This window comes from Mycobacterium sp. (genome assembly GCF_035640695.1).
Lineage (GTDB): Bacteria > Actinomycetota > Actinomycetes > Mycobacteriales > Mycobacteriaceae > Mycobacterium.
The window spans coordinates 20,526-41,963 of sequence record NZ_DASQVQ010000037.1 but is presented as its reverse complement, the minus strand read 5'-3'; the positions used below and the strand labels follow the sequence as shown (position 1 = coordinate 41,963).

The 21,438-nt window shown below is 66.6% G+C and carries 24 protein-coding genes and 1 pseudogene; 8 read left to right on the top strand and 17 right to left on the bottom strand.

The window, feature by feature from the left end:
- The 3 genes and pseudogenes from VE759_RS04325 to VE759_RS04315 all read right to left on the bottom strand — a co-directional run.
- A pseudogene (locus VE759_RS04325) lies at window positions 1-533 on the bottom strand (molecular chaperone); the annotation flags it as partial.
- A 357-nt stretch (window positions 534-890) separates the two neighbouring features.
- Window positions 891-2,420, bottom strand: coding sequence for an MFS transporter (locus VE759_RS04320; RefSeq protein ID WP_324928557.1), 1,530 nt, complete (start codon window positions 2,418-2,420; stop codon window positions 891-893).
- 115 nt (window positions 2,421-2,535) lie between these two features.
- Window positions 2,536-3,387, bottom strand: coding sequence for an alpha/beta hydrolase (locus VE759_RS04315; RefSeq protein WP_324928556.1), 852 nt, complete (start codon window positions 3,385-3,387; stop codon window positions 2,536-2,538).
- 63 nt (window positions 3,388-3,450) lie between these two features.
- Between VE759_RS04315 and VE759_RS04310 the strand changes: the two genes are divergently transcribed.
- Window positions 3,451-4,128 (top strand): TetR/AcrR family transcriptional regulator, encoded by a 678-nt coding sequence (locus VE759_RS04310; protein WP_324928555.1) that lies wholly within the window; start codon window positions 3,451-3,453, stop codon window positions 4,126-4,128.
- Here the strand turns inward: VE759_RS04310 and VE759_RS04305 are convergent.
- The 3 genes from VE759_RS04305 to VE759_RS04295 all read right to left on the bottom strand — a co-directional run bounded on the left by VE759_RS04305 (window position 4,103) and on the right by VE759_RS04295 (window position 7,752).
- Complete coding sequence (locus tag VE759_RS04305; protein ID WP_324928553.1) at window positions 4,103-4,558, bottom strand: SRPBCC family protein; 456 nt, start codon at window positions 4,556-4,558, stop codon at window positions 4,103-4,105. The two genes, VE759_RS04310 and VE759_RS04305, sit on opposite strands and share 26 nt — an antisense overlap.
- Window positions 4,559-4,598: 40 nt before the next feature.
- Window positions 4,599-6,824 carry an acyltransferase family protein gene (locus tag VE759_RS04300; RefSeq protein WP_324928551.1) on the bottom strand — a complete coding sequence of 742 codons (2,226 nt, stop codon included), beginning with the start codon at window positions 6,822-6,824 and terminating at the stop codon, window positions 4,599-4,601.
- A 79-nt stretch (window positions 6,825-6,903) separates the two neighbouring features.
- On the bottom strand, window positions 6,904-7,752 hold the full coding sequence (locus VE759_RS04295; protein ID WP_324928549.1) for an alpha/beta hydrolase: 849 nt from the start codon (window positions 7,750-7,752) through the stop codon (window positions 6,904-6,906).
- Between the two features lie 110 nt (window positions 7,753-7,862).
- On the opposite strand from VE759_RS04295, the gene VE759_RS04290 reads away from it, so the two are divergent.
- A complete protein-coding gene (locus tag VE759_RS04290) occupies window positions 7,863-8,633 on the top strand; it encodes a class I SAM-dependent methyltransferase (protein WP_324928548.1) in 771 nt (256 codons plus the stop codon).
- Window positions 8,634-8,719: 86 nt separating this feature from the next.
- Here VE759_RS04290 and VE759_RS04285 read toward each other — a convergent pair whose 3' ends face one another.
- The 3 genes from VE759_RS04285 to VE759_RS04275 form a co-directional block, all read right to left on the bottom strand.
- Window positions 8,720-9,187 (bottom strand): Hsp20/alpha crystallin family protein, encoded by a 468-nt coding sequence (locus VE759_RS04285; protein WP_324928547.1) that lies wholly within the window; start codon window positions 9,185-9,187, stop codon window positions 8,720-8,722.
- 136 nt (window positions 9,188-9,323) lie between these two features.
- Window positions 9,324-10,376: an S-adenosylmethionine:tRNA ribosyltransferase-isomerase gene (locus VE759_RS04280; RefSeq protein ID WP_324928545.1), complete on the bottom strand. Its 1,053-nt coding sequence runs from the start codon at window positions 10,374-10,376 to the stop codon at window positions 9,324-9,326.
- A complete protein-coding gene (locus VE759_RS04275; protein WP_324928544.1) occupies window positions 10,373-11,086 on the bottom strand; it encodes an SDR family oxidoreductase in 714 nt (237 codons plus the stop codon). Before VE759_RS04275 ends, VE759_RS04280 begins: the two co-directional genes overlap by 4 nt.
- A gap of 65 nt (window positions 11,087-11,151) precedes the next feature.
- Between VE759_RS04275 and soxR the strand changes: the two genes are divergently transcribed.
- Window positions 11,152-11,634 carry a redox-sensitive transcriptional activator SoxR gene (soxR, locus tag VE759_RS04270; protein WP_324928542.1) on the top strand — a complete coding sequence of 161 codons (483 nt, stop codon included), beginning with the start codon at window positions 11,152-11,154 and terminating at the stop codon, window positions 11,632-11,634.
- Window positions 11,635-11,793: 159 nt separating this feature from the next.
- Here the strand turns inward: soxR and VE759_RS04265 are convergent, their stop codons facing one another.
- Entirely contained in the window at window positions 11,794-12,381 is a 588-nt protein-coding gene (locus VE759_RS04265) for a DUF2867 domain-containing protein (RefSeq protein ID WP_324928541.1), read from the bottom strand.
- A 38-nt stretch (window positions 12,382-12,419) separates the two neighbouring features.
- On the opposite strand from VE759_RS04265, the gene VE759_RS04260 reads away from it, so the two are divergent.
- The gene (locus VE759_RS04260; RefSeq protein WP_324928539.1) at window positions 12,420-13,043 is read left to right on the top strand and encodes a TetR/AcrR family transcriptional regulator; all 624 of its coding nucleotides are present in this window, start codon (window positions 12,420-12,422) and stop codon (window positions 13,041-13,043) included.
- 25 nt (window positions 13,044-13,068) lie between these two features.
- Here the strand turns inward: VE759_RS04260 and VE759_RS22860 are convergent, their stop codons facing one another.
- Window positions 13,069-13,434, bottom strand: coding sequence for a ClpX C4-type zinc finger protein (locus VE759_RS22860; protein ID WP_414687830.1), 366 nt, complete (start codon window positions 13,432-13,434; stop codon window positions 13,069-13,071).
- A 99-nt stretch (window positions 13,435-13,533) separates the two neighbouring features.
- Between VE759_RS22860 and VE759_RS04250 the strand changes: the two genes are divergently transcribed.
- The 3 genes from VE759_RS04250 to VE759_RS04240 are packed head-to-tail and all read left to right on the top strand — an operon-like array spanning window position 13,534 to window position 15,520.
- The gene (locus VE759_RS04250; protein ID WP_324928538.1) at window positions 13,534-13,959 is read left to right on the top strand and encodes an MmcQ/YjbR family DNA-binding protein; all 426 of its coding nucleotides are present in this window, start codon (window positions 13,534-13,536) and stop codon (window positions 13,957-13,959) included.
- A gap of 28 nt (window positions 13,960-13,987) precedes the next feature.
- On the top strand, window positions 13,988-14,554 hold the full coding sequence (locus VE759_RS04245) for a hypothetical protein (RefSeq protein WP_324928536.1): 567 nt from the start codon (window positions 13,988-13,990) through the stop codon (window positions 14,552-14,554).
- A gap of 18 nt (window positions 14,555-14,572) precedes the next feature.
- Window positions 14,573-15,520 carry a threonine/serine dehydratase gene (locus VE759_RS04240; RefSeq protein ID WP_324928535.1) on the top strand — a complete coding sequence of 316 codons (948 nt, stop codon included), beginning with the start codon at window positions 14,573-14,575 and terminating at the stop codon, window positions 15,518-15,520.
- 24 nt (window positions 15,521-15,544) lie between these two features.
- Here the strand turns inward: VE759_RS04240 and VE759_RS04235 are convergent, their stop codons facing one another.
- From VE759_RS04235 to VE759_RS04225, 3 genes are all read right to left on the bottom strand, one after another.
- Complete coding sequence (locus VE759_RS04235; RefSeq protein ID WP_324928534.1) at window positions 15,545-16,261, bottom strand: DUF4389 domain-containing protein; 717 nt, start codon at window positions 16,259-16,261, stop codon at window positions 15,545-15,547.
- Window positions 16,262-16,421: 160 nt separating this feature from the next.
- Window positions 16,422-17,669: a formamidase gene (gene fmdA, locus VE759_RS04230; RefSeq protein WP_324928532.1), complete on the bottom strand. Its 1,248-nt coding sequence runs from the start codon at window positions 17,667-17,669 to the stop codon at window positions 16,422-16,424.
- A gap of 14 nt (window positions 17,670-17,683) precedes the next feature.
- Window positions 17,684-18,052 (bottom strand): FmdB family zinc ribbon protein, encoded by a 369-nt coding sequence (locus tag VE759_RS04225; RefSeq protein WP_324928531.1) that lies wholly within the window; start codon window positions 18,050-18,052, stop codon window positions 17,684-17,686.
- 216 nt (window positions 18,053-18,268) lie between these two features.
- Between VE759_RS04225 and VE759_RS04220 the strand changes: the two genes are divergently transcribed.
- The gene (locus tag VE759_RS04220) at window positions 18,269-19,024 is read left to right on the top strand and encodes a L,D-transpeptidase (protein WP_324928529.1); all 756 of its coding nucleotides are present in this window, start codon (window positions 18,269-18,271) and stop codon (window positions 19,022-19,024) included.
- A 110-nt stretch (window positions 19,025-19,134) separates the two neighbouring features.
- Here VE759_RS04220 and VE759_RS04215 read toward each other — a convergent pair whose 3' ends face one another.
- The 3 genes from VE759_RS04215 to VE759_RS04205 form a co-directional block, all read right to left on the bottom strand.
- Entirely contained in the window at window positions 19,135-19,803 is a 669-nt protein-coding gene (locus VE759_RS04215; RefSeq protein ID WP_324928527.1) for a sterol desaturase family protein, read from the bottom strand.
- Entirely contained in the window at window positions 19,800-20,522 is a 723-nt protein-coding gene (locus tag VE759_RS04210) for a FadR/GntR family transcriptional regulator (RefSeq protein WP_324928525.1), read from the bottom strand. The genes VE759_RS04215 and VE759_RS04210 overlap by 4 nt, the downstream gene beginning before the upstream one ends.
- Window positions 20,523-20,648: 126 nt before the next feature.
- Complete coding sequence (locus VE759_RS04205; protein ID WP_324928523.1) at window positions 20,649-21,425, bottom strand: helix-turn-helix transcriptional regulator; 777 nt, start codon at window positions 21,423-21,425, stop codon at window positions 20,649-20,651.
- Between the last annotated feature and the right edge of the window lie 13 nt (window positions 21,426-21,438).

Here is a 21,438-nt window from a genome sequence, read left to right as displayed (position 1 = left end):
GCGTCAACGAGCGTGATGCTCGTGCCGCTGCCGCCGAAATCGACGAGTGCCACCACACCACTCGTCGGCAACCCCGGATCGACGGCCAAGGCCGTCAATGCCGCGACGGCATCCGACACCAGCGGAGCTGTCACGCCGTTGGGCGACAGGGTCGCGTTGGTCCGCAACGTTGCCCGCACCGTATCCAGCACGGCATGGCCCCAATGCGCCGGCACGGCTATCCGGATCTGCGTCGGCGGAGCCTGGCCGTTGACGGTGTAGACCATCGCATCCAGGGCCTCGACCACGAGCCAGTCCGCGCGGTGGGTCGACCCGTCCTCGGCCACCAGCGGTACCGGGTCGCCGATGCGCTCCACGAACCCGCTGAGCACCGTGCCCGGCTCGGTGAGATCGGGATTCTCCGAAGGCAGCCCCACCTCAGGCGCGCGGTGCGAAAACAGCGTCAACTCGGCGCGGCGCGTCACCGGCGGGTGGCCGACTCGCGCGGCGACCAGGTTGGTCGTCCCGATCGACAACCCAAGCGGGTCGCTCATATACGCATACCTTGCATTGACGGCAGTCGGCGGTGCTCACGATAGCCCGAATGCCTGCGAATTCCGCTCCGACACCCCGATGCGAAATCTCAAGCGCGCACCAGGCAATGCACCTCGAAAAGGGTTAGTGGCCACGGAGTCTGCGCCATAACCGAAGCGGCAGCAGACCGATCAGCGGTGCCCGCTTCCCGAGATCTGCGGTGTCGCGGCGGTTGAACGCGGCGGCGTAACGGCGCGCCTCCTCGGCGGTTGGGTACTGCTTTGAGCCGGTGCCCCGGCCGCAACCGCGGTCACATTCCCACCGCAGGGTGCGCCCGTCGGCGTAGAACGCGGTCCGGTGGCCGAAGACTCGGCATCTCAACATCGGTCGGGCGGGCCCACGCGATGGCGGTCCTTGCGGGCAACTTGGTTCGCCGCCGGCGTTTCCGTCGCATCCTGCGCCGCATCGGCGGCGGTCAGCGGCAACGCCAGGTCTTCCAGCCGCTTTCCTTCGGCCTTGACACCCAACACCACTTCCACGATGCCCGCGATGGCCATGACCGCGGCGCCGATCAAGAACGAGACGGCGACCAGACCGCGGTCGCCGGAGTTGATGAGTTGGCCGAACAGCAGTGGGCCCGTGATGCCGCCGATGGCCGTTCCCACGGCGTAGAAGAATGCGATTGCCAACGCCCGTGTCTCCATCGGGAAGATCTCGCTGACGGTCAGGTAGGCGGCGCTCGCGCCGGAAGACGCCAGGAAGAAGCACCCCGCGAGCACGACGATGAACGTCCACACGCCACCGGCCTCGGACACGAAGATCCAGGCCAGTGCGGCGGCGATCGCGGCAGAACCCAGGTACGACAGCGCGATCATGGGTTTGCGCCCGACGGTGTCGAACAGCCGCCCGAGCACCAGCGGTCCGGCGAAATTGCTCAACGCCCACACGATGAAGAACACCGGCACGACACCGGACGCGACCCCGTAGAAGCTGCTCAACAGCGTGCCGAGGTTGAACGTGAACGCGTTGTACATGAACGCCTGACCGATGAAGAGCGCAAGGCCGAGGATCGCACGCTTGGGGTAGAGCGTGAAGGCGACCTTGGCGATCTCACGAAACGAGATGGACTTGCGCTGGCGCACCGTGATCGATCCCTCTGCCGCCGAAAGGGTTTGGTGCGTTTCCCGCTCGACTTCCTGCTCGATCTCGGTGACGATCCGCTCGGCCTCTTGCTCTTGCCCATGGATGAACAGCCATCGCGGGCTTTCCGGAATGTTGCGCCGCACCAGCAACACCACCAGACCGAACACCGCACCGATACCGAACGCGAGGCGCCACCCCAAATTCATTGGGAGTATCGACTTGTCGAGCAGCAACAGCGCGCCCGCGGCGCCCCCGGCGGCGCCGAGCCAGTACGACCCGTTGATCGCCAGGTCGACCCGTCCGCGCACCCGGGCCGGGATGAGTTCGTCGATTGCGGAGTTGATCGCGGCGTATTCGCCGCCGATACCCGCCCCGGTGCAGAACCTCGTGACGAAGAAGTACCACGGCGCGAACGCGAAGGCCGTCGCCACGGTGGCCATGAGGTAGAGCACCAGCGTGACCATGAATAGCCTCTTGCGACCGAACCGGTCGGTCAACTGCCCGAAAAACAGCGCGCCCAGGCACGCACCGGTGATGTAGACCGCGGCCGCGACGCCGATCTCGCCGGCGGTGAGCTCGATGCCGCTGCCCTTTTCGGTGAGGCGCGCTGCCACATTGCCGACCATCGTGACCTCGAGCCCGTCCAGGATCCAGACACCCCCGAGCCCGACGACCACGCGCCAGTGAAACCGCGACCAGGGCAGTCGATCCAACCGTGCCGGCACTTGTGTGGTGACCGTGCCCGTTTGGACGCCCGCGTTCATGGTCGCCTCCTGCCCTCACTCCGCCGGGCGTGCCGGCAGTTGATTAGGGGTTTACCCGCGGCGGCGGATTAAACCCGGATGGGCCAACGACTACCGTCTGGGCTATCGGGGGCGATCAGGAAGGCGGCTTGTCGGCGCCGACCGCGGCGATCGCGTCCACCACCGCGCCAGGATTGTCGAGGGCGACGAAGGTGCGCGCGTCGGGCACCTCTATCAACGTCGAGTGCGGGAACCGCTCGGCCAGCCGTCTACCCAGCGCCGGCGTGAAGCAGCGGTCGCGCTGTCCCCACGCCAGCGTGACGGGCTTGGTGAAGTTGCCCAATCGCGTCGCCACGTCGGTCAGGTCCGTCGCCGCCACCTGCCGCAGCAGGGTGGCGAGATCGCGGCAGATGCGCGAGTCGTTGCGGCACGGCTCCAGCCACCCGGCCGTGAGCTGCGGGTCGGGATTGTTCATCAGCAGGCCGAAGCCGAGCGGGGAGTGCCGCAGCGGGCGCAGCCCCATCTGCCAGAACAGGGTCTTGATGGTGACCGGCCCGCGTAACAGCGCGAAGACGACGTTGAACGGAAACGGCGGGAACTTGTCGAACGCGTCGCAGTTGGTGAGCACCAGACGGCCGATGTGGTCGGAATGGGCGTCGATGACGAACTGACACAGGCCGCCGCCGGTGTCGTTGCCGACCAGGGTCACGTCGGTGAGACCGAGCGCGACGATGAAGTCGCGGATCAGCGTGGCAAGCCCGCGGGGCGACAGGTCGGCGCCGTTGTTGACCGGAATCGTGTGCGAGCCCAGTGGCCAGTTCGGCAGAATGCACCGAAAGCCCTCGCGCGCAAGCCTTTCGGCGACATCAATCCACAGTCGGTGGTCGACGAGGATGCCGTGCACGAACAGCACGGGAGGATGAGCCGAGTCCTCGGGGCCCAACACGCGGTAGTCGATCGTTGCCTGTTCCAGCGCGACCTGTGGCATGTTCGCTATCCTTTCCAGGTCCGAACTTACAAACTCGCTGTATGAAACTTACGTGCAGGCTGTATGAAAGTCAACCGTGATCGTTCGGCCGCTCGCCGGGCGGCACGCAGCTCCCGTCGCACCCAGGCGCAGCGGAGCGCGGCAACGCGCGGCGTGCTGATCCACGCGGCACGAAAGCTGTTCGCCGACAAAGGCTTTGCCGAGGTATCGACACAGGCCATCGTCGAAGCAGCGGGCGTGACAAGGGGAGCCCTTTACCACCAGTTCGACGACAAGGCGGCGCTGTTCGCCGCGGTGTACGAAGACGTCGAGCGGGATCTGGTTGCCGACATCTCGCAGCAGATCATGGTCGCCCGGCCGCCCAACCCGCTGGAGGCCATGCGGGTCGGCGCGCGGCTGTTCCTGGATCGCTGCTCGGCGCCGGACGTGCAGCAGATCGTGCTGATCGACGCGCCGGCGGTGCTGGGCTGGGATCGATGGCGCGCCGTCGGGACGAAGTATGGGCTCGGCGTCATCGAGGCCATGCTGGCGCATGCGATCGCCGAGAACGCGATAGCAGACCAGCCGTTACGCCCGACCGCCCACGTGCTGCTCGGCGCGCTGGACGAGGCGGCGCTCTACATTTCGCGGGCCGGCAATGCCGATCAGGCGCGCGCCGACATGGCCGCGGTATGCGACAGGGTGATCAGCGGCATCGCTGCGAAGAGTGTGTCGCTCAAGAGTTCTCGGCGACGTCCTTGATCCGCTCGAGCGTTCTTCTCATGTCGCGCAAATTGCGCGGTCCGCGCAGCCAGCCGAGCAGCGTCCAGTAAATCTTCAGCCCGGGAGAATCATTGAGCCGGAACGACTCCGTCACGTCGGTGCCCCCGTCGCAAGGCGTCAACCGGTAGTGCCAGTGGTTGCCGACCCGGTCGCCGATCATCACGTCGAAGCCGAACTCCCGACCCGGTTCGCAGTCGGTGACCCGACACGTCGTCCAATACACCGGGCCGATCTCGTTACGCCGGACGTGGCCGCGGAACCGGGCACCAACCGCGGCACCGGTGGCGCCGTCGAGCCACTCGGCCTCAAAGGTTTCCGGCGAGAACCTGCCGGTGTTGCGCACGTCGGCGATCAGTTCCCAGATCTTGGCTGCCGGCGCCGCCATGTGGACCGTCACCTCTCCGTGCATGGGCCGATCTTAGGACCGTGGAAACCGTCGATTCGGCCACTCATGCGCGGGCCAGGGTCCTGTCGGCCAGCGCGGCGATGACCGGCGCGAGCACCTGCGCGTACTCGATCGTGACGTGGTTGTCGTCGCGGAACACCAGATCGTTGCCGACGATGACCGGGCAGCGGTCGACGGTGCAGAACAGGTCGGTGACATCGGCGTACTGCCCACCGCCGGCAGCCGTCGCCGCCGCCTCGGCCGCGATGCCGCCGTCGTTTACCGCAACCGACCTCGCCGGTGCACACGCCATGGCGTCGTCGAGATGGCCGGACACGCAGGTCGGCACCGTGGAGTGCGGGTCCGGTATCGGGCCCAGCACCAGGACCGGTGCGCCGGTGCTGCTCCGCAGCCTCGCCACCAGCCGCGTGAGGCTGTCGATCCAAGCCGGGTCGTAGGAGGTGAACCCGAAGTCGGCGCCGTATCGCCGGGACATGCTCAACACGATCAGCCGCGGCCGCTCGGCCTGCAGCCGGCCCAGGATTTCGCCGCGCCACTGCTCGCACTCGGTGTATTCGCGGCCCAAGTAGGGGCTGGTGATCGGGCTGAGGTCCGACAGCGGGCAGGTGACCTTGCCCAGCGTCTCCAGGCGCCAGTGCCGCTGCTCGGCGATCTGCTTGAACGCCGGGTGCCACATTGCCGCGTGTGAGTCGCCGACCAGCGCGACCGTCGTGGCCGAGGCGGTGTCACCCGACGCGCACTCGTCCTGCCCGACCTCCCGCCACGACCGCACGCAGCCGTTGAGGAACACCGACGGCTTGTCCCCGGGCGCATCGGCGAGCGACGGCGAAAGGTTGGACGGGACGGCGCCCAGATCGGCCGACGCGGCGACCGCGCCGCGCACCTGAGCAATCAGCTGCTGCACCGCCGCATCGTGCGGGTCGGCGTCCGTGGTCGGTTGTGGCGCCGCCGCGTCGACCCGCAACGCCGCCGCCGGCGCACCATGGCCGACCGGCGCAGGCACCATGAGCAGAAGGACCAGACCGACGCTGACGGCCACGGCGGTGACGGCGCCGCCGAGCGCGAGGCTGCCGGCCGCCGAGCGCCGCAGCGGCGGCGCGAACCGGCCCGGGTTTTCGATGAAAACCAGCGTGAGCACGGCCAGCCCGAGTGAGGCGGCGGCCGCCGCCAGCCGCTCTGCCAGTCCGAGCGGGTGACCGAGCAGCGGCGGCGCGAGCAGCAGCACCGGCCAGTGCCACAGGTACCAGGAGTAGGACACCCGGCCGATCGCCCGCATGACCGGCACCGACAGAAAACGCCCGACGCCGTAATCCGGTGCGGCGCAGCCCGCCCCGATCACCAGCGCGGTGCCCAGCACCGGCAGCAGGCCGGCCGTCCCGGGATAGGGCGTCTTTTCGCCGAGCTGAGTGCAGGCCACGATGATCAGCGTCAGCCCGGCCGCGCCGACAATCGCGGCCGCGGGCACCGGCAGCCGGCGCCATGCGACGGCCGACAACGCCACCAGCCCACCGGCGGCCAACTCCCACGCCCGACTCGGCAGTGAGAAGAATGCCCACGACGGCAGCGCGTGGGTCCACGCCAACGACACCGCGAAAGATGCGGCGGCCACGAGCGCGAGCACGAGCAGGTAAGGCAGCCCCGACGGCACGGTCTCCGAGCGGCCGCGGCGCCACCGCCGGACCAGCCACGCGGTGCCGATGATCAGCGCCGGCCACAACAGATAGAACTGCTCCTCGACGCCGAGCGACCAGTAGTGCTGGAACGGCGACGGCGGCGCGCCGGCGTTCAGGTAGTCGGTGCCTTGGACCGCGAACCGGTAATTGCCCACATACAGGGCGCTGGCGATGCCGTCGCCGAGCACCTCGCGGGCCTGGACCGGCGGCAATAGCGCCGCCGCGCCGATTGCTGTCGCGACCAGCACAGTGCAGCCGGCCGGAAGCAGCCGGCGGGCTCGCGCGCCGTAGAACTTCGCCAGGGCGACACCGCCGGTCGTGGACACCTCACGCCAGAGCAGCCCGGTGATGAGGAAGCCGGAGATGACGAAGAAGACGTCGACGCCGACATACCCGCCGCCGACGCCAGGCACGCCCGCGTGGAACAACACCACCGCCAGCACCGCGACCGCGCGCAGGCCCTCGATGTCGGGGCGGAATTCCGTTCGCCGCGATGGTCGCCGCCGCGGACTCGATTTGGCGTGCCGAGCGCGCCCGGCGCGCTCAGGGCGGCTCCGTCGGGGTCGGCGTCGTTCTGGCGTGGTGATTGTGTTCACTCGAGCAGCGATCTTCTCACGACTTGCGCCCAGCACTCGGTATTGGGGGTCAACGTACAGGTAAGACGCAGGCCGCCGGCTATGCCGTCAGCTGTGACGCTATCCAGGTGAGGTCGGCGGCCATGAGACTGGTCCAGAATGACACGTTGTGCCCGCCCGGCCAGAAGCCGCCCGCCGGGGGCCTGCGGAGTTGGCTGATGAATTGTCGTGTCGTGTCCGCGAACCGGTCGCCGGTGCCGCAGTCGATCCGCAGCGGAATCTGCGACAGTGCCGGCAGGCCGAACACCGTGTTGTGTGCCCAGTCGTCGGGGCCGTCGAACGCGCCGGCGTCGGCGGACGCGTACGACGTCCACAACGCCGGGCTGACCGCGCAGATTGCGGCGGTGCGCGCCGGACCGAGCGAGGCGCCCAGCCGCAGTGCGCCGTAACCGCCCATTGACCAGCCCAGGAACGCCACCCGCGAGGTGTCCAGGCCGTGGCTGGTCAGCATCGGCAGCAGCTCGGTCAGCACCATCGCGCCGGCATCCTCGCCCGATGACCGCCGATGCCAGTAGCTGTTGCCGCCGCCGTCGACGCTGACGACCGCAAACGGCGGCCAGCCGATTTTCATCGCCTGCGCCAGACCGTCCTGCACACCCATGGTCATCACGCCACCGGCGTTGCCGCCCCTGCCGTGCAACGCGATCACCGGCCGCAGCGCCTGGGTGGCTGCCAGCGGCCGCGCGATCGCCCAGCTGGTTTCGACGCCGCCACGAGCGGCCGAGACAAACGATCCGGTCAGATACGACGGGGCGGCGCCCGACGGGCGGTCAGGCTCGGCCGCGGGCGTCCCGGGCTCGAGCAATGCACTCAACGCGTAGGAAGCCGCGGTTCCAGCGGCCGCGCCGGCACCGTAACGAAGCATGACGCGGCGGCTCAGCAGTGGCATGCGAGCCATGGTGGTTGTGTCGGCGTGGTTTGCCCGAAAAGGCGCGCCGTGGTGGCCATTTCGAAGCGGTAACGATCAATCTCGACGAAAAGGGGAGTTAACTAAGCATTGTGACCGATTGGGATGGCCGGGTTTACGCGCGGGTGAGTAGTTTGCAGCGCACGATGGCCGAAGACGCGATAGCAAGCCTCGCGTTCGACGGGAACGAACGTGTGCTGGACATCGGATGCGGCGACGGATATGTCACGCACGCGATCGCTAGCAAGGTGGCCCGCGGTTACGTGGTGGGCATGGATCCGTCGCGCGGGATGATCGCTGCGGCGCATGCGATTCCGGCTCGCGCCGGGTCCGGGCCGGCGTTCGTGCGCGCCGATGCGCGAAGGTTGCCGTTCGGTGAACAGTTCGATGTCGTTGTCTCGTTCAACGCGCTGCACTGGGTGCCCGAACAGCAGCAAGCGTTGGCGCAGATCGCGTCGGTGGTGCATCGGGGCGCGCGGGTGTTGATACAGGTGGTCTGTGCCGGCGAGCGGACTAGCCTGGAATCGATCGCGATGACCCTGACTCGAAGTCAGCATTGGGCGAAGTGGTTTGACGGGTTCGCCGCGCCCTACGTCCATGTTGATCCGGCCGGGTACGCCCAACTGGCCGCCTCGGCGGGACTGACCGTGGCGGCGCTCACGGTCATCGACCGCCAGTGGGATTTCGGCTCGCGAGAGCAGTTCGAAAGCTGGTGCGCAGTGGGCTCGGCAGCGTGGACCGACCGCTTGCAGCCGCAGGATCGCATGCGGTTCATCGACGAGCAGGTGCGCGCCTATGAGGACGTGGTCGGCAAACCCGGGCTGTTCCGGTTCACCCAGATGCGAGCCGAGCTGCACAAATAGCGGGTTTGCGACGCGCCGCGGCATGTTCGGGCCCCCGGCCCCCGATCACCGCGGAGCTGGGGGAGAACCGGGTTTCCCGACCGGCGTCAGCTCGAGCCGTTGGACGACTCGGTGACCTCGATCTTGCTGTGCTTGGTGCTTTGCGCCTTGGGCACCCGCACCGTCAGGACGCCATTGGCCAGCGAAGCCTCAACGTCGTCGGCGCGGAGGTCACCAGGCAGCGTCGCGCGGAATTCGAAGTTGCCGATCCGTCGGGTGCGGCGACGCAGCAGACCTTCCCGCGTGCGCTCCTTCACCTCGCCGTTCACCACGAGCTCGTTTCCGTCCAGCTCGACGTTGATGTCCTCGCCCTTTACGCCCGGCACCTCAACCTCGATGACGTAGGCCTCGTCCGTCTCGGAGATGTCGGCCGCGGGCAACCATGCGCCGTCACCAGTCGCGCCACCGACCATGGACTGAACAAGTCGGTCGAATTCGGAATACAGGTCCTCGAAGCCGCGGAATGGCCGCCATACGCCGGACTGACCTCCGGAACGTCGCACCGGCAGAGTCATTTTCCAGTCCTCCCTACACTCGTCGGGTTGTCGACCCCAACAGTGCTCCATGACTCGTTCGGTTGCCTCGTACTGCCGAGACCATTCCGACCACGGGATTTCACACGTGCAGGACAAGACCGTCGCCCGAGCGAACTCAGCGTCCCGACAGCAGCAACGCGCTGTCACCGAATTCGTGCCAGAGGTAGCGGTGCTTGACCGCCTCGCGATAAGCCGCGGCGACGAGATCGATGCCGGCGACCGCCTCGAGCAGCAACAGGTGGGACGCGCCGGCGGCGTGCCAACCCGTGATCAGCCCGTCGACCACGCGCACCGGCCGGTCGGGCCCGATGACGATGTCCGTCCAGCCGTCCGCTGGGTGAGCCGCCCCCTCGACCGTCGCCGCCGACTCCAGGGCTCGCGTCGCCGTCGTACCCACCGCGATCACTCGTCCTCCGGTCGTGCGTGTCAGGTTCACCAGCCGCGCGGTAGTGGGCGGCACATGGAAAGGCTCGGGCACCGGTGGCTCTCCGGGCTCTGCGGAGGAGACCCCGGCGTGCAGTGTGACCGGTGCGATGGCGACGCCGGACGCGACCAGCGACGTCACCAGCTCAGCGCTGAATGGCCGTGCAGCGCTGGGCATTTCGGCGCTGCCGGGTCGGCGGGCGAACACCGTCTGATAAGCGCGCAGTGGCCACGGCCGTGGCACGTACGCATAGCGAATGGGCCGGCCATACCGGGCCAGGTAAGCCGTGACGTCGCCCTCGATCGCCAGCCGCGACAGCCATAACCGGCTGCCCGCCACGCCCGGTTCGGGATAGGCCGCGTCGACCACCACGGCCGCCCCGTCTGGTAGGACGATGCGTTCACCCGGCCGGATATCGGGAAGGTGTCCGGTCGCGTTCGTGGCCGGCCGAAATTCCACCACCCAGGCGTGGTCGCCGAGCGCCGTCGAGAAATGGATGGTGATCGGTTGGCCGCCGCGGCGGCCGTCGACGGCGGCCGGCAGCGTGGCCGAGTTGTTCACCACCAACAGGTCACCAGGGCGCAGGTAGTTGCCGAGGTCGTAGAACCGCGCGTGCGCGACGCTGTTCTGGTGTGCGACAAGCAGTTTGACACCATCGCGCGGTATGCCGTGTGCCTCGGGCGGTTCGGTTGCATCCGAACCGGCGGAGCGATTGAAGCGGGTGCGCGGGATGGCCAGGGTCATCCACTCGCCCCGATCGCGTGCAGGTCGCTGGCCCGGTAGCGCCCCGGCGCCGGCCTGGCATCCATCAGCCGCAAGAACGCCGGCACCACCGATTCGGGCTCCGCGCGATCGGAGATGTCCTCGCCGGGGAACGCGGCCTGGTGCATCTCGGTGCGCATGTCGCCCGGATCGAAGGCATAGACCGGCACGACGCGGATCTCTGCCGCCAGGATCGCCGAGATGTGGTCCAGTGCGGCCTTCGACGAGCCGTAGCCACCCCACCCCGCATACGCCTCCACCGCGGCATCGGACGTCACGTTGACGATCGCACCGTGGTTGTCGGTCAGCGCCGGCAGCGCGGCCTGGATCAATGCCAGAGGTGCGAAGACGTTGGTGTCATACACCGCCCGCAGGTCGGCGGCCAGGTAATCCGCAAGGGCAGGCTGCGGGCTCGGACCGAGCCTGCTGGCGTTGTTCACCAGCAGGCGCAACCGCCCCGCATCGATGGCCGCGACGATCAATGCGGCCCGATGGGTCGGCTCGGTCACGTCCCCGGCGATGGGAATCAGTCGCGGCGAATTCAGTGTGTCGGCCGCTTCGTACAAGTCGGCTGTGCGTCGGGCGTCGGTGACGACGGTCCAGCCGCGGTCCAGCAGGGCCGAGGTCAATGCCCGGCCGAACCCGCGTGAGCCACCGGTGACGATTGCGACGGGATGCTGCGCTTGAGTCATACCAGGCATACTGGTAGTTAAAGTTGACTTTAAGTCAAGTCCAGAAGCGAAGAGAGGTGTGACGCGTGGACAGTGCCGACCTGCTCACGGTCAGTGAGGTTGCGACCCGAAGCGGCTTCGCACCGTCGGCGATCCGGTTCTACGAGCACAACGGACTGATCACCGCATCGCGGACGTCCGGCGGCCAGCGCCGGTTCGAACGAAACATGTTGCGGCGGCTCGCGTTCATCCGCGCGGCCCGCAACGTCGGGTTGAGTCTTGACGAGATTGCGGCCGCACTCGACACACTGCCCGGGAACCGGACGCCGACCCGGGCCGACTGGTCCCGCCTGTCCAAAGAGTGGCGAGCACGCCTGGACGATCAGATCGCCGGGCTGGTGGCGCTTCGCGACAACTTGAATTCCTGCATCGGTTGCGGCTGCCTGTCGCTGAAGCGGTGCGCGATCTCCAACCCCGCCGACAGCGCCGCGCTCGCCGGCCCGGGCGCGGTCTACTTGCCGACATCACTGCGGCGACAGGCGATCCCCCGACCGGTGGCGTCGCGGTGACGCTGGCCGGCTCGCGCGCTCCAACAGATATGGGGCGTTGCGCCGGTGCAGCGGGCCGACGATCGCCCAGATGATGCGGGCCAACCTTGGCCGTTCGTAGTACAGCGACGTCGTCAGCGCGGCGCGCGGCGCGGCTCGGTGACGGCGTAGCGCCGTGCCTTAGCGGCGATTTTCCGCATGGGCGCGCCAATTCCGCCCGACCTCACGCAGCATGCGCGGATAGACGATCAGATGCCGAAACGGCGCGATCGCCGTCAGGTAGCCCGTGCCCAAAAGGCCGTTGGGTTTGACCAAGACGGCCAGCTGCCCGCGGTACTCGCCCGCCGGATCAGGCACCCAGCCCAGATGGATGACGCCGTGAACGGTGCGGTTCACGATTTCCGCCGCCCACTCGTTGTCGGTCTGGTACAGCGATTTGAACGGCGAGATGCGCTCCGGGCCCGATGGCCCGGAGCGCAGATCGTCCGGCAACCGGTCACGCAGAGTCGGGTTCACGTGACCCCGGGTGGTGTCCAGGCGGTCCCAGCCGAGCAGCTCGCCGAGCTTTGCGCGGATCGCGAACAGTGCGCGCACGACCAAGGACGAGCCCCTACTCGGGTCATACGACGACCACAACCCCAGCAGCCGCGGGAAGTCGTCGGGGCCTCCGGGCGTCGGCAGCGCCCACACGTCGAGCAGCCTGAAGTCAGGGGTGATTTCGTGGATCCGCCACGGCCTGGAGGTGTGCTCAGTGTCCGCAAGCCTCATCGGTCAACCTCCTTGCTTCCGCAGAGTAACATACGTACATGTACGTATCTAGGTCGGGCTCCACGGCCCGCCGGAGAACTCAAGCCGAGCGCAGGGCGCACACCCGCGCCGCACTGCTCGAAGCGGCGGCCAGGGGCTTTTCCCGTTACGGCTACGGCAATCTCGTTCTGGAACAGGTTGCCAACGACGCCGGATACACCCGGGGCGCCCTTTATCACCTTTTCCATGGCAAAGAGGACCTCGCGTTGGCCGTCGTGGAATGGGTGGCCGCCACCTGGGAGCACGAGGTGTGGCAGGTCGCCCAGCGCCAGGCCGACCCGGTCGACGTGCTCATCGCACTTGCGCGCGGCCACGTAGTGTTCTGTCGTCGCGACGTCGCGCGGGTGATGATGGCGCTGCGCGTCGAATTCGACGGTCGTGACCATCCCGTCGGTCGGGCGGTGAAGGAAATCGGCAAAAGCCTGGCCGAGCGGTTCAGCGCGCTGATCGCGTCAGGACGGCGCGCCGGTTCCATTCCTCCCGGCCCTCCGGCCCGTACGCTGGCCCTCGGAGCGATCAGCGCTTTGGAGGGCCTTGCCATCCAGCTGGCCGGCGCCCCCCACGATGTCGCGCTCGCAGAACGCATGGTCCGGGGCGTTTTGGGGCTGCCGCCGGTGGCCTAGCTTCGGGGCCGCGCGGCAGGTCTCACTATTCGCCGGAAAACCGCTCCCAGGCAGACTGCCGCGTAATGCCAAGGGCCTCACCAATTCTCGACCAGGTCACGCCGCGACGCCGAAGTTCTTGGACCCACGAGCGCAGGTCCGTTTCGATCTGCCGTGCCACCGTGGCGATGCGCGGAACATGGTCGAGCATCTGCGCGTCGCTCATCGACTCCCAGACCGGGAATCGAAGCTCGTGGGGCTTGCCGCGGTACTCCTCGATGATCGCGTCGGCCGTCGAGACGCACTCGTTGCAGATGTGCACGCCCGGGCCGGCCAGGAGCTTGTCGACCTCGGTGTTCGGCTTGCCGCAGAACGAGCACCAGATCTTTGCGGCTGGGCCGGCGCCACTCATCGCACTCCTGTCCGTAAGGCTTCGCCTGACGAAAATAATGCGTCAGGGCAGGCCTGACAAGCCTGCATCGTGATGCCGGGAAACCGGTACGGTCGCGTCATGGTTGATCGACCCGCACGGGTCAGCGACGTGCATGAGATCGCGGCGTCAATGCCGCACGTGAATCGAATCGAAGGCCCCAAAGGAAATGCCATCTATCAGGTCGGCGGCAAGTCGTTTGTGTTCTTCCGCACCCCCCGGCCGGATGCCAGGGACCCGGTGGCCGGCGAGCCGTACTCGGATGTGATCGTGATCTGGGTGGAGTCCGAGAGCGAAAAGCTGGCCCTCGTCCAGGATCCGGCCACGCCGTTCTTCACCACCGACCATTTCGACGGCCACCTGTCGGTGCTGGTCCGAGCCTCGCAACTGGGCGCGGTGGGCAGGGCCGAACTGGCCGAACTGATCCAGGATGCGTGGCTGTCGCGGGCATCCAAGCGCCGTGGCGAAGCCTGGCTTGCCGCACAGCCGCAGATGGGCCGCGATTAGAAATTAGAATGGCCACACTGCATCGTTGATGACCGAAAGCAACCGTGGCGGCCGGGTCCGCTCATCACCGGCGGTGCGCCTTCTCGTCGGCGCACTGATGGTGTCGCTGGTCCTCGGTGGTGCCCTCGTGCTGACCCACGCATTGAGGTCGCCCAGCGACACGATAAACCATCCCGCGCATCCGCTCACCGATGACCAGGCCCGGGCTCAAGTTGTCGAGTCGGCAAGACAAATCGTCGCGATCACTCAATTGCGCAGGGCGAGCGGCGGTTACACCTTTCTGTCGTGCAAGAACGAATCCGACCCTCCGTACCAGGGCGCCGCCAACATGACCTTCGAGCTACCCGGAGACGCGGTCGGCTACTTCCAGAGGATTGCCGACACGCTGGCGGCCCGCGGCTGGAGCGAAGGCCTGCCACCGAACCAGTACGCCTTCGGCAAGACGCTCAGCAAAGACGGCGTCACCGCGATCTTCTATCGGAGCAGCGACTACCTGAACGTCGGAATCGTCAAGCTCTACGGCGAGTGCCGCAACATGAGCAACCACCGCAATGACGACCCGGCGTGGACCGACATCACGCTGCAAGCCCCATAGACGGGCAAACTTGGCGTCGTGCGGCTGGTGACTATCGATGACATTCGCGCGGCGGCGGATCGGATCCGCATCGCCGTGGTACGGACTCCGCTTGTCCCGGCGGGCTGGGCTGATGGCCACCGTCCGCTGTGGATCAAGCCGGAGAACTTGCAGCCGGTCGGCGCATTCAAGGTCCGTGGGGCCTTCAATGCGATCGGCCGGCTCGACGCCGCGGTCCGCGCGCGCGGTGTCGTTACCTATTCGAGCGGAAACCACGCGCAAGCGGTGGCGTACGCGTCGGCGGCGTTCGGCATCCCGGCCCACATCGTGATGCCGCAGGAAACGCCGGCCGGCAAAGTGCAAGCCACCCGCGAGCACGGCGCCGAGGTCGTGCTGTGCGAACCGGGGCAGCGCGAGAACGTGGCGGCCGCCGTCGTGGACGACACCGGTGCCGTGCTGGTGCCGCCGTTCGACCACCCCGACGTGATCGCCGGACAGGGCACGATCGGCCTGGAGATTGCCGACGACTTGCCCGAAGTCGAGTGCGTGCTGATCCCGGTCAGCGGCGGTGGCCTGGCGTCGGGGATCGGCGTCGCCGTCAAGGCGCTCTGCCCGAACGCCAATGTTTTTGGTGTCGAGCCCGAACTCGCGGCCGACACGGCCGAGGGCCTTCGGACGGGGCACCGGGCGGATTGGCCCGTCGAGGTTCGCAACCGAACAATCGCCGACGGTCTACGGTCACAGCCGTCCGAATTGACATTTGCGCACTTGCAGCAGGTGCTGGACGGCGTGATCACGGTGTCCGAGACCGAGATTCGCTCGGCCGTAAGCGAATTGGCGTACAAGGCTCACTTGGTCAGTGAGCCGAGTGGTGCTGTCGCGTTGGCCGCCTACCGCCAGCGCTCAACGCCGGCGGGCAGAACTGTCATCATCCTCTCCGGCGGCAATATCGAATCTTCACTGCTGCAGGAGATTCTATCCGGCTGACGTGTCGCTCGGGCGCACCGCGAATTAAGCGGATTCGGGCGCGGTCGCTACTGCGGCCTCGGGTTCACGCGGCCCCATATCGAGGCGGAACGGCGGATACTCGTCGCGCATCAACGAGGCGTACGCCCGCACCCGCAAACCCCAGCGGTTGATGCCAAGGACAAAGTCGTACAGGCCCTTTGGGTAGCGGGCCGTGAAGAGCAGGGCGATTACCGCGATCAGCAGCAGGATGCCGGCCAGCGGCACCGCGATATAGGCGTCACCCCACTGGTTATCGTCATCGCCCATGTCACCCATGATGCGCATACCGCCGTAGAACATCGCCATCAGGATCAGGTAATGCGGGATGGCCAGCAGCCACCACTTGATCAGCACCAGACCACGGTGCAGCCGCTCCGGGTAGTCGACCTCCAGGTCGGCCGGGTACCCGGGTTTGGGCTGCAGACTGAACGGTGGGTACTTGTCGGTGCCGAGGACCGACAGCGCATAGAAGGCCACCCGCCACCGCCAGCGCAGCACCCCGACGCTGAAGTTGAACAGACCGCGGGGATACTTGGCGGTGAACAGGATCGCGAAAAACGCGATCACTGTGACGACCGCATAGGCGATGTGCAAGAAGACCAGCACGATGTAGTGCGGAATCGCGAGTATCCACTTGACCAGCCACTGCCAGCGGGAAAGGCCGGGGTCCAGGTCACCACGGACCCGAACCGGGTAAACGGTGTTTTCCGGCTGCACCATCGAGGCTCCTTTCGGGCACTTCGGATAGATCGACTAGGCGCTGATTCCTCGATTGTTTCACGGAATCATCAATCATTACCAAGCGCGCGACGACTCTTCTCGAGAGTGCGAAAGTTGCTGGCCCACCCCTGATTTCAAGCGGTCGTGGTGTCGGCCCACCTCACGATGACACGGCGCAACTTCCCCTGTCGGCTCTGAGCGGCCCGGACGCCGTCGGGCGGATATCGAAATCGAATATGGCGGTCGGCAGATACAGCGAACAGCACGCGTTGGGAATGTCGACCACCCCGCTGACCCTGCCCTCGATGGGTGCCGCACCCAGCAGCAGGTAGGCCTGCGCGCCGGAATAGCCGAACTTCTCCAGATAGGCGACCGCATTGAGGCACGCGTTGCGATAGGCCATGGTGGCGTCGTTGTAGAGCTGCCTGTCGCTCCCGTGGTCCACACCGATGCCGATGAAGGTGAGAAATTCCGAGTAGCGCGGCTCGACGTTGCCGGGCATCAAGATGGGGTTTGTCGTCACCCCGTAGGTCTCCATACCGCCCTTGATCAGATCGATGTGGAAGTCGATGAAGCCGCCCATTTCGATCGCACCACAGAAAGTGATTTCGCCGTCGCCCTGGCTGAAGTGGAGGTCACCGCCGGAGAAGAGCGCACCCGGCACGTGCACGGGATAGAACACCCGCGACCCACGGGTGAAGTTCTTGATGTCGTGATTGCCGCCGTTCTCGCGAGCGGGAACGGTGCGAGCGCCGTCGTGGGCGATCGAGGCCAGTGTGTCGCCAGTCGCCGTGCCGCCCAGCGTGTTCTCTTCGAGAGGCGGCAACGCCAACGCCGGGACCCGTTCGGGATCGGTGTCGATCAGCGCCTGCTCGCGTGCGTTCCAACGCGTGAGCAGTTCGGTCGACGGCGCGGTGCCGAACAACCCGGGATGGGTGATGCCGGTGAACTCGACCCCGGGAATGTGCCGGGACGTGCACTTTTGGCCCGCGAAGTCCCAGATGGCCTTGTACGCGTCGGGGAAATGGTCGGTCAGGAAGCCGCCGCCGTTTGCCTTCGCGAATACCCCGGTGTAGCCCCAGCCCTGGCCGGGGGCGTCGCCGACTTCTTGCGGCACCGGTCCGAGATCCAGGATGTCGACGACGAGCAGATCGCCGGGTTCGGCGCCCTCGACATAAATCGGCCCAGAAAGCATGTGCGCGTGGGTGAGATCGACATCCCGCACATCGTTTGCCGAATCGTTGTTGCCGATCTGGCCGTCGGTCCACTCGCGACATTCGACGCGGATCGATTGGCCGGGGCGAACGTTGACGGCCGGCGGGATGTCTGGGTGCCACCGGTTGTGGCCGGGCACCGCCTGATCACGCATGGAGCGGGACTGATCGACTGAGAAAACAACGTCGGGCACGACAACCTCCGGGATCAGGGTCGGGGCAACCGGGCGTGCCGGGGATCGGTGGTGATCCGGGCGGCTCTGCGCGGATCGCCGGGCACCGACGAAACGAGTTGAGGCGCATCGGCGCTGCAGTCACTGGCGTTCAGCGCTCGACGCAGCCCATCGTCCAGCGATCTCACCGCGGGTGAGCCGTAGACTCGGCGAGCAGTTTCACCGCAGCCGGGGCAGACCGCATGCGCGCTGGCCTTGACCATCGGTTGGACAACGTCGAACCCGCCGCACCGCCCGCATGAGAAGCCGTATCTCGGCAACGCGCACCTCCGCCGACAGTCTGTGAAAAGCCTCTGACAAGCCTCTGAAAAGCCACCGCCGCATCGCAGATGACTTTCGGCCATAGTAGCGACGCGGTCCGCGCGGCGTTCAGCCAATGGACATCGATAAGCCATCTACACGCCCAGAAGCACGCAGGCGACTGTCAGACACGCCGGGGAAAGGGACGCCGGAATAGTTTTCGATGACGCGAAAGGCGACCGGCGACTTAACGTCCACAGCTTCCTTTACGAAATAGAATGTAACTTAGCTGATCGCAGCATCTCGAAGGGGTGTGGTTCGTGCGCAGAGCTGTTCGATTTGTGCTGGTCGTGGCCTCGGCCGTGGCGATGGTCATCACCGCGCCCGGCAATGCCAGCGTGGCCGCGGTCACGTCATCGACCGCGATGTTCCCGGTCACCTCGGTCCAACCGCGGCCCGGCGACGTCGTGGGTGTCGGGGCCCCGATTGTTGTGACCTTCGCCAAGCCGATCGCCAACCACGCGGCCGCAGAACAGACGATCAAAGTCACCTCGCCCAAGGACATGACGGGGCGGTTCGAATGGCTCAGCGACAATGTCGTCCAATGGGTTCCCGACAAGTTTTGGCCGGCCCACAGCACGGTGAGGCTGATGGCCGGCGGCATCAAAACGGACTTCCAAGCCGGCTCCGCCGTAGTGGGCGTCGCCTCCATCTCCAATCACACCTTCACCGTCAGCATCGACGACAAGGTGGTGCGGCAGATGCCGGCGTCGATGGGTAAGCCCAAGCATCCGACGCCGGTCGGCTCGTTCAGCGCCCTCTCGAAGGAGCAGAGCGTCATCATGGATTCGCGCACCATCGGCATCCCGCTGAGTGATCCGGAGGGATATCGGCTCACGGTGTACTACGCAGTCCGGGTGACCTCGGGTGGCGTTTATGTGCATTCGGCTCCTTGGTCGGTGGCGTCACAGGGCAATTCGAATGTCAGCCACGGATGCATCAACCTGAGCCCCGACAATGCACAGTGGTACTTCAACACCGTCCATATCGGCGATCCGATCACCGTGCAGGCATAACGGTTTATCCGTTCAGCGTCCGCCGGCTTGCGAGCTCGTGTGATGAAGCGTCGACCTTGCCACGCGCCGTTGGGCCCGACATCGCCGTGTTGAGAAAGACGGTCTGGTTGTCACGCGTGTACGGCGTGCAGGTTCTTCGCGGTCGGTGAGGTACGGACCGTTGCCGGATCCGGATACGTCCGCAGCACCCGATCCGCGGTGCCTGAGCTTGTGACGGTGAACCAGTAATGCTCGTTCTTGTAGTGATGTTGCCGATGGTTTCGCCAAACCGCGCGATAGACAGCCGTTTTCGGCTTGTAGTCGCTGTGGATGAGGTAGTGACACCACTCGTAGCCAAGGCCCAACATGGTAGTGAACAGCAGGTAGGTCAGGCCGAGACCGAGTCGCGGAAACGCGAGAAGCGCAATCGCTACGGCGAGCGGGAGTATCCAGAGCAGCGCCTTCCACGGTATGAATATCAGCGGCACGTTGCGCGGATCGCCATGGTGTTCGCGATGCTTGCGGGCGAGCAGCGGATCAACGGTCAGCCCCCCGACGCGCTTCGGCCGCCAGTGCAGGATGAACACGTGGATCGTCCACTCGAAATACGGAAAGGCTGCGAGCATCACCACGGGCACCAGTGCATCGGTGAGCTGCCAATCGCCCACCACGATTCGTGCCATCAGTGCGGCGACCAGCACGGCGCCGATCATCCGCGGCGAAGGGTGTTTCCAGAATTCGCGCCGGGCGTCGACGAGGCCGAACCCCTTGCGACCGGTGCGTGCTTCAGAGATCGTCAACGTGGCTCCTCCATGCTCGTCAGCGCGCCGACCAGCGCCGTGGTCGCGGGCTCGAGTAGGTCGTGCGCGGCGTGTCTCGCCCGCGCCGGGTCGCCTGCGCAGATCGCATCGGCGAGGGTGCGGTAAGCCTCCGGCCGACCGACCTCAGCGGCCATCACGGTAGCTAACGCGGTCAACGCCGGCTCGTATGCGGCGCGAAGTGTGTTGTACATCAACCGAAATACGATGGAATCCGCGCCGTCGACGACATGATCCCAGAACGTCAGCGCATGCTGTTGCCGCTCGATGGGGTCATCCTCGGCGTGCAGCCGGCGCACCGCCTCGTCCAGTAATCCGGTCAGCTCCGGCCGATGTCGTTCGGCGGCCAGCTCGGCGACCTTCGGACCGTTGTGCAACCGGGCCTCGAGGATGCTTCGGACGACGGTGAGGTCGAGCTCGCCGGCACGCAACAGCAAGCGGGGGAGCAGGTCAAGGCCGGCATGGCGGCGAAAGTCGCGCACCGTGGTCGCGTCACCCTGGCGGACCTCCACGAGGCCGGCGGCTGACACACGCTTGAGGGCTTCGCGGACCGCGGGCCGGGATACCCCTAGCACCTCCGCGAGGCGTCGCTCGCTCGGCAAGGTGTGGCCGGGTTGCATCTCGCCGCTGAGCACGTCGGACACGATTTGGTCGAAGACATCTTCGGGCACCGAGCGGCGGTTCACAGGTTGCAGCGCCATCGCTCCCATGGTGTCGGTCAGTTGGCCAGACGTCAAGTGGTCAGACCAATGCGGACCACTCACAGGACCCGCGACCGGTATTCGCCAATCAGGTCGCGTCTTGGCCGACGTCAAACATTTCGTCGGTCATCTCAGCGCCGCCGCGGTGGCCTCGTCTGCGGGCAAAAAGGCCTCGAGGCTCAGCTCTGCCGCGGTGAGGTCGAGGGCGGTGCCGAACGTCGTAACGGTGCTCAGGAACGACAGAAGTCGTCCCTGCGGCGTAAACAGCTCAAGCGGAACGACAACCCGGCCCAGATGCCGAGTCTCCTCGGAACCGCCGGGATATGACTCGATTTCGGCCAGCAGTTCCGCCAGTTCGCGTGAGCCACTGACCGCGGCCTCGCGCCGTAGCCGACCGATCAGGTGGTGCCGCCATTGAGCGAGGTTGCGAATGCGCGGGGCCAGGCCGTCGGGATGCAGTGCGATCCGCAGCGCATTGGGTCGCTCGAGCAGGTGGACGCCGACGCCGTCGAGCATCACCGCCGTGCCGGCGTTCGATTGCACGATGTTCCAGTCGCGATCGACCGCGATGCACGGGTACGGGTCATATGCGTTGAGAACCCGTTCGACACCCGCGCGCACCGCCGCCATGTCCGGATCATCCAGCGCGCGTTCGGCATACACCGGCGCGAGACCAGCCGCGATCAGCAGCTGGTTCCGCTCACGCAGCGGCACGTCGAGGGCGTCGGCCAGGCGCAAGACCATTGTTCGGCTCGGGACAGAACGTCCAGTCTCGATGAAGCTGACATGCCGTGCCGACACGTCCGCTTCGATCGCCAGCTCGAGTTGGCTGACACGGCGCCGCCGGCGCCACTCACGCATCAATGAGCCGAAGGGCGGGGCCTGCGCCGGCGCGGTCGTCATCGCACCAGTCTCG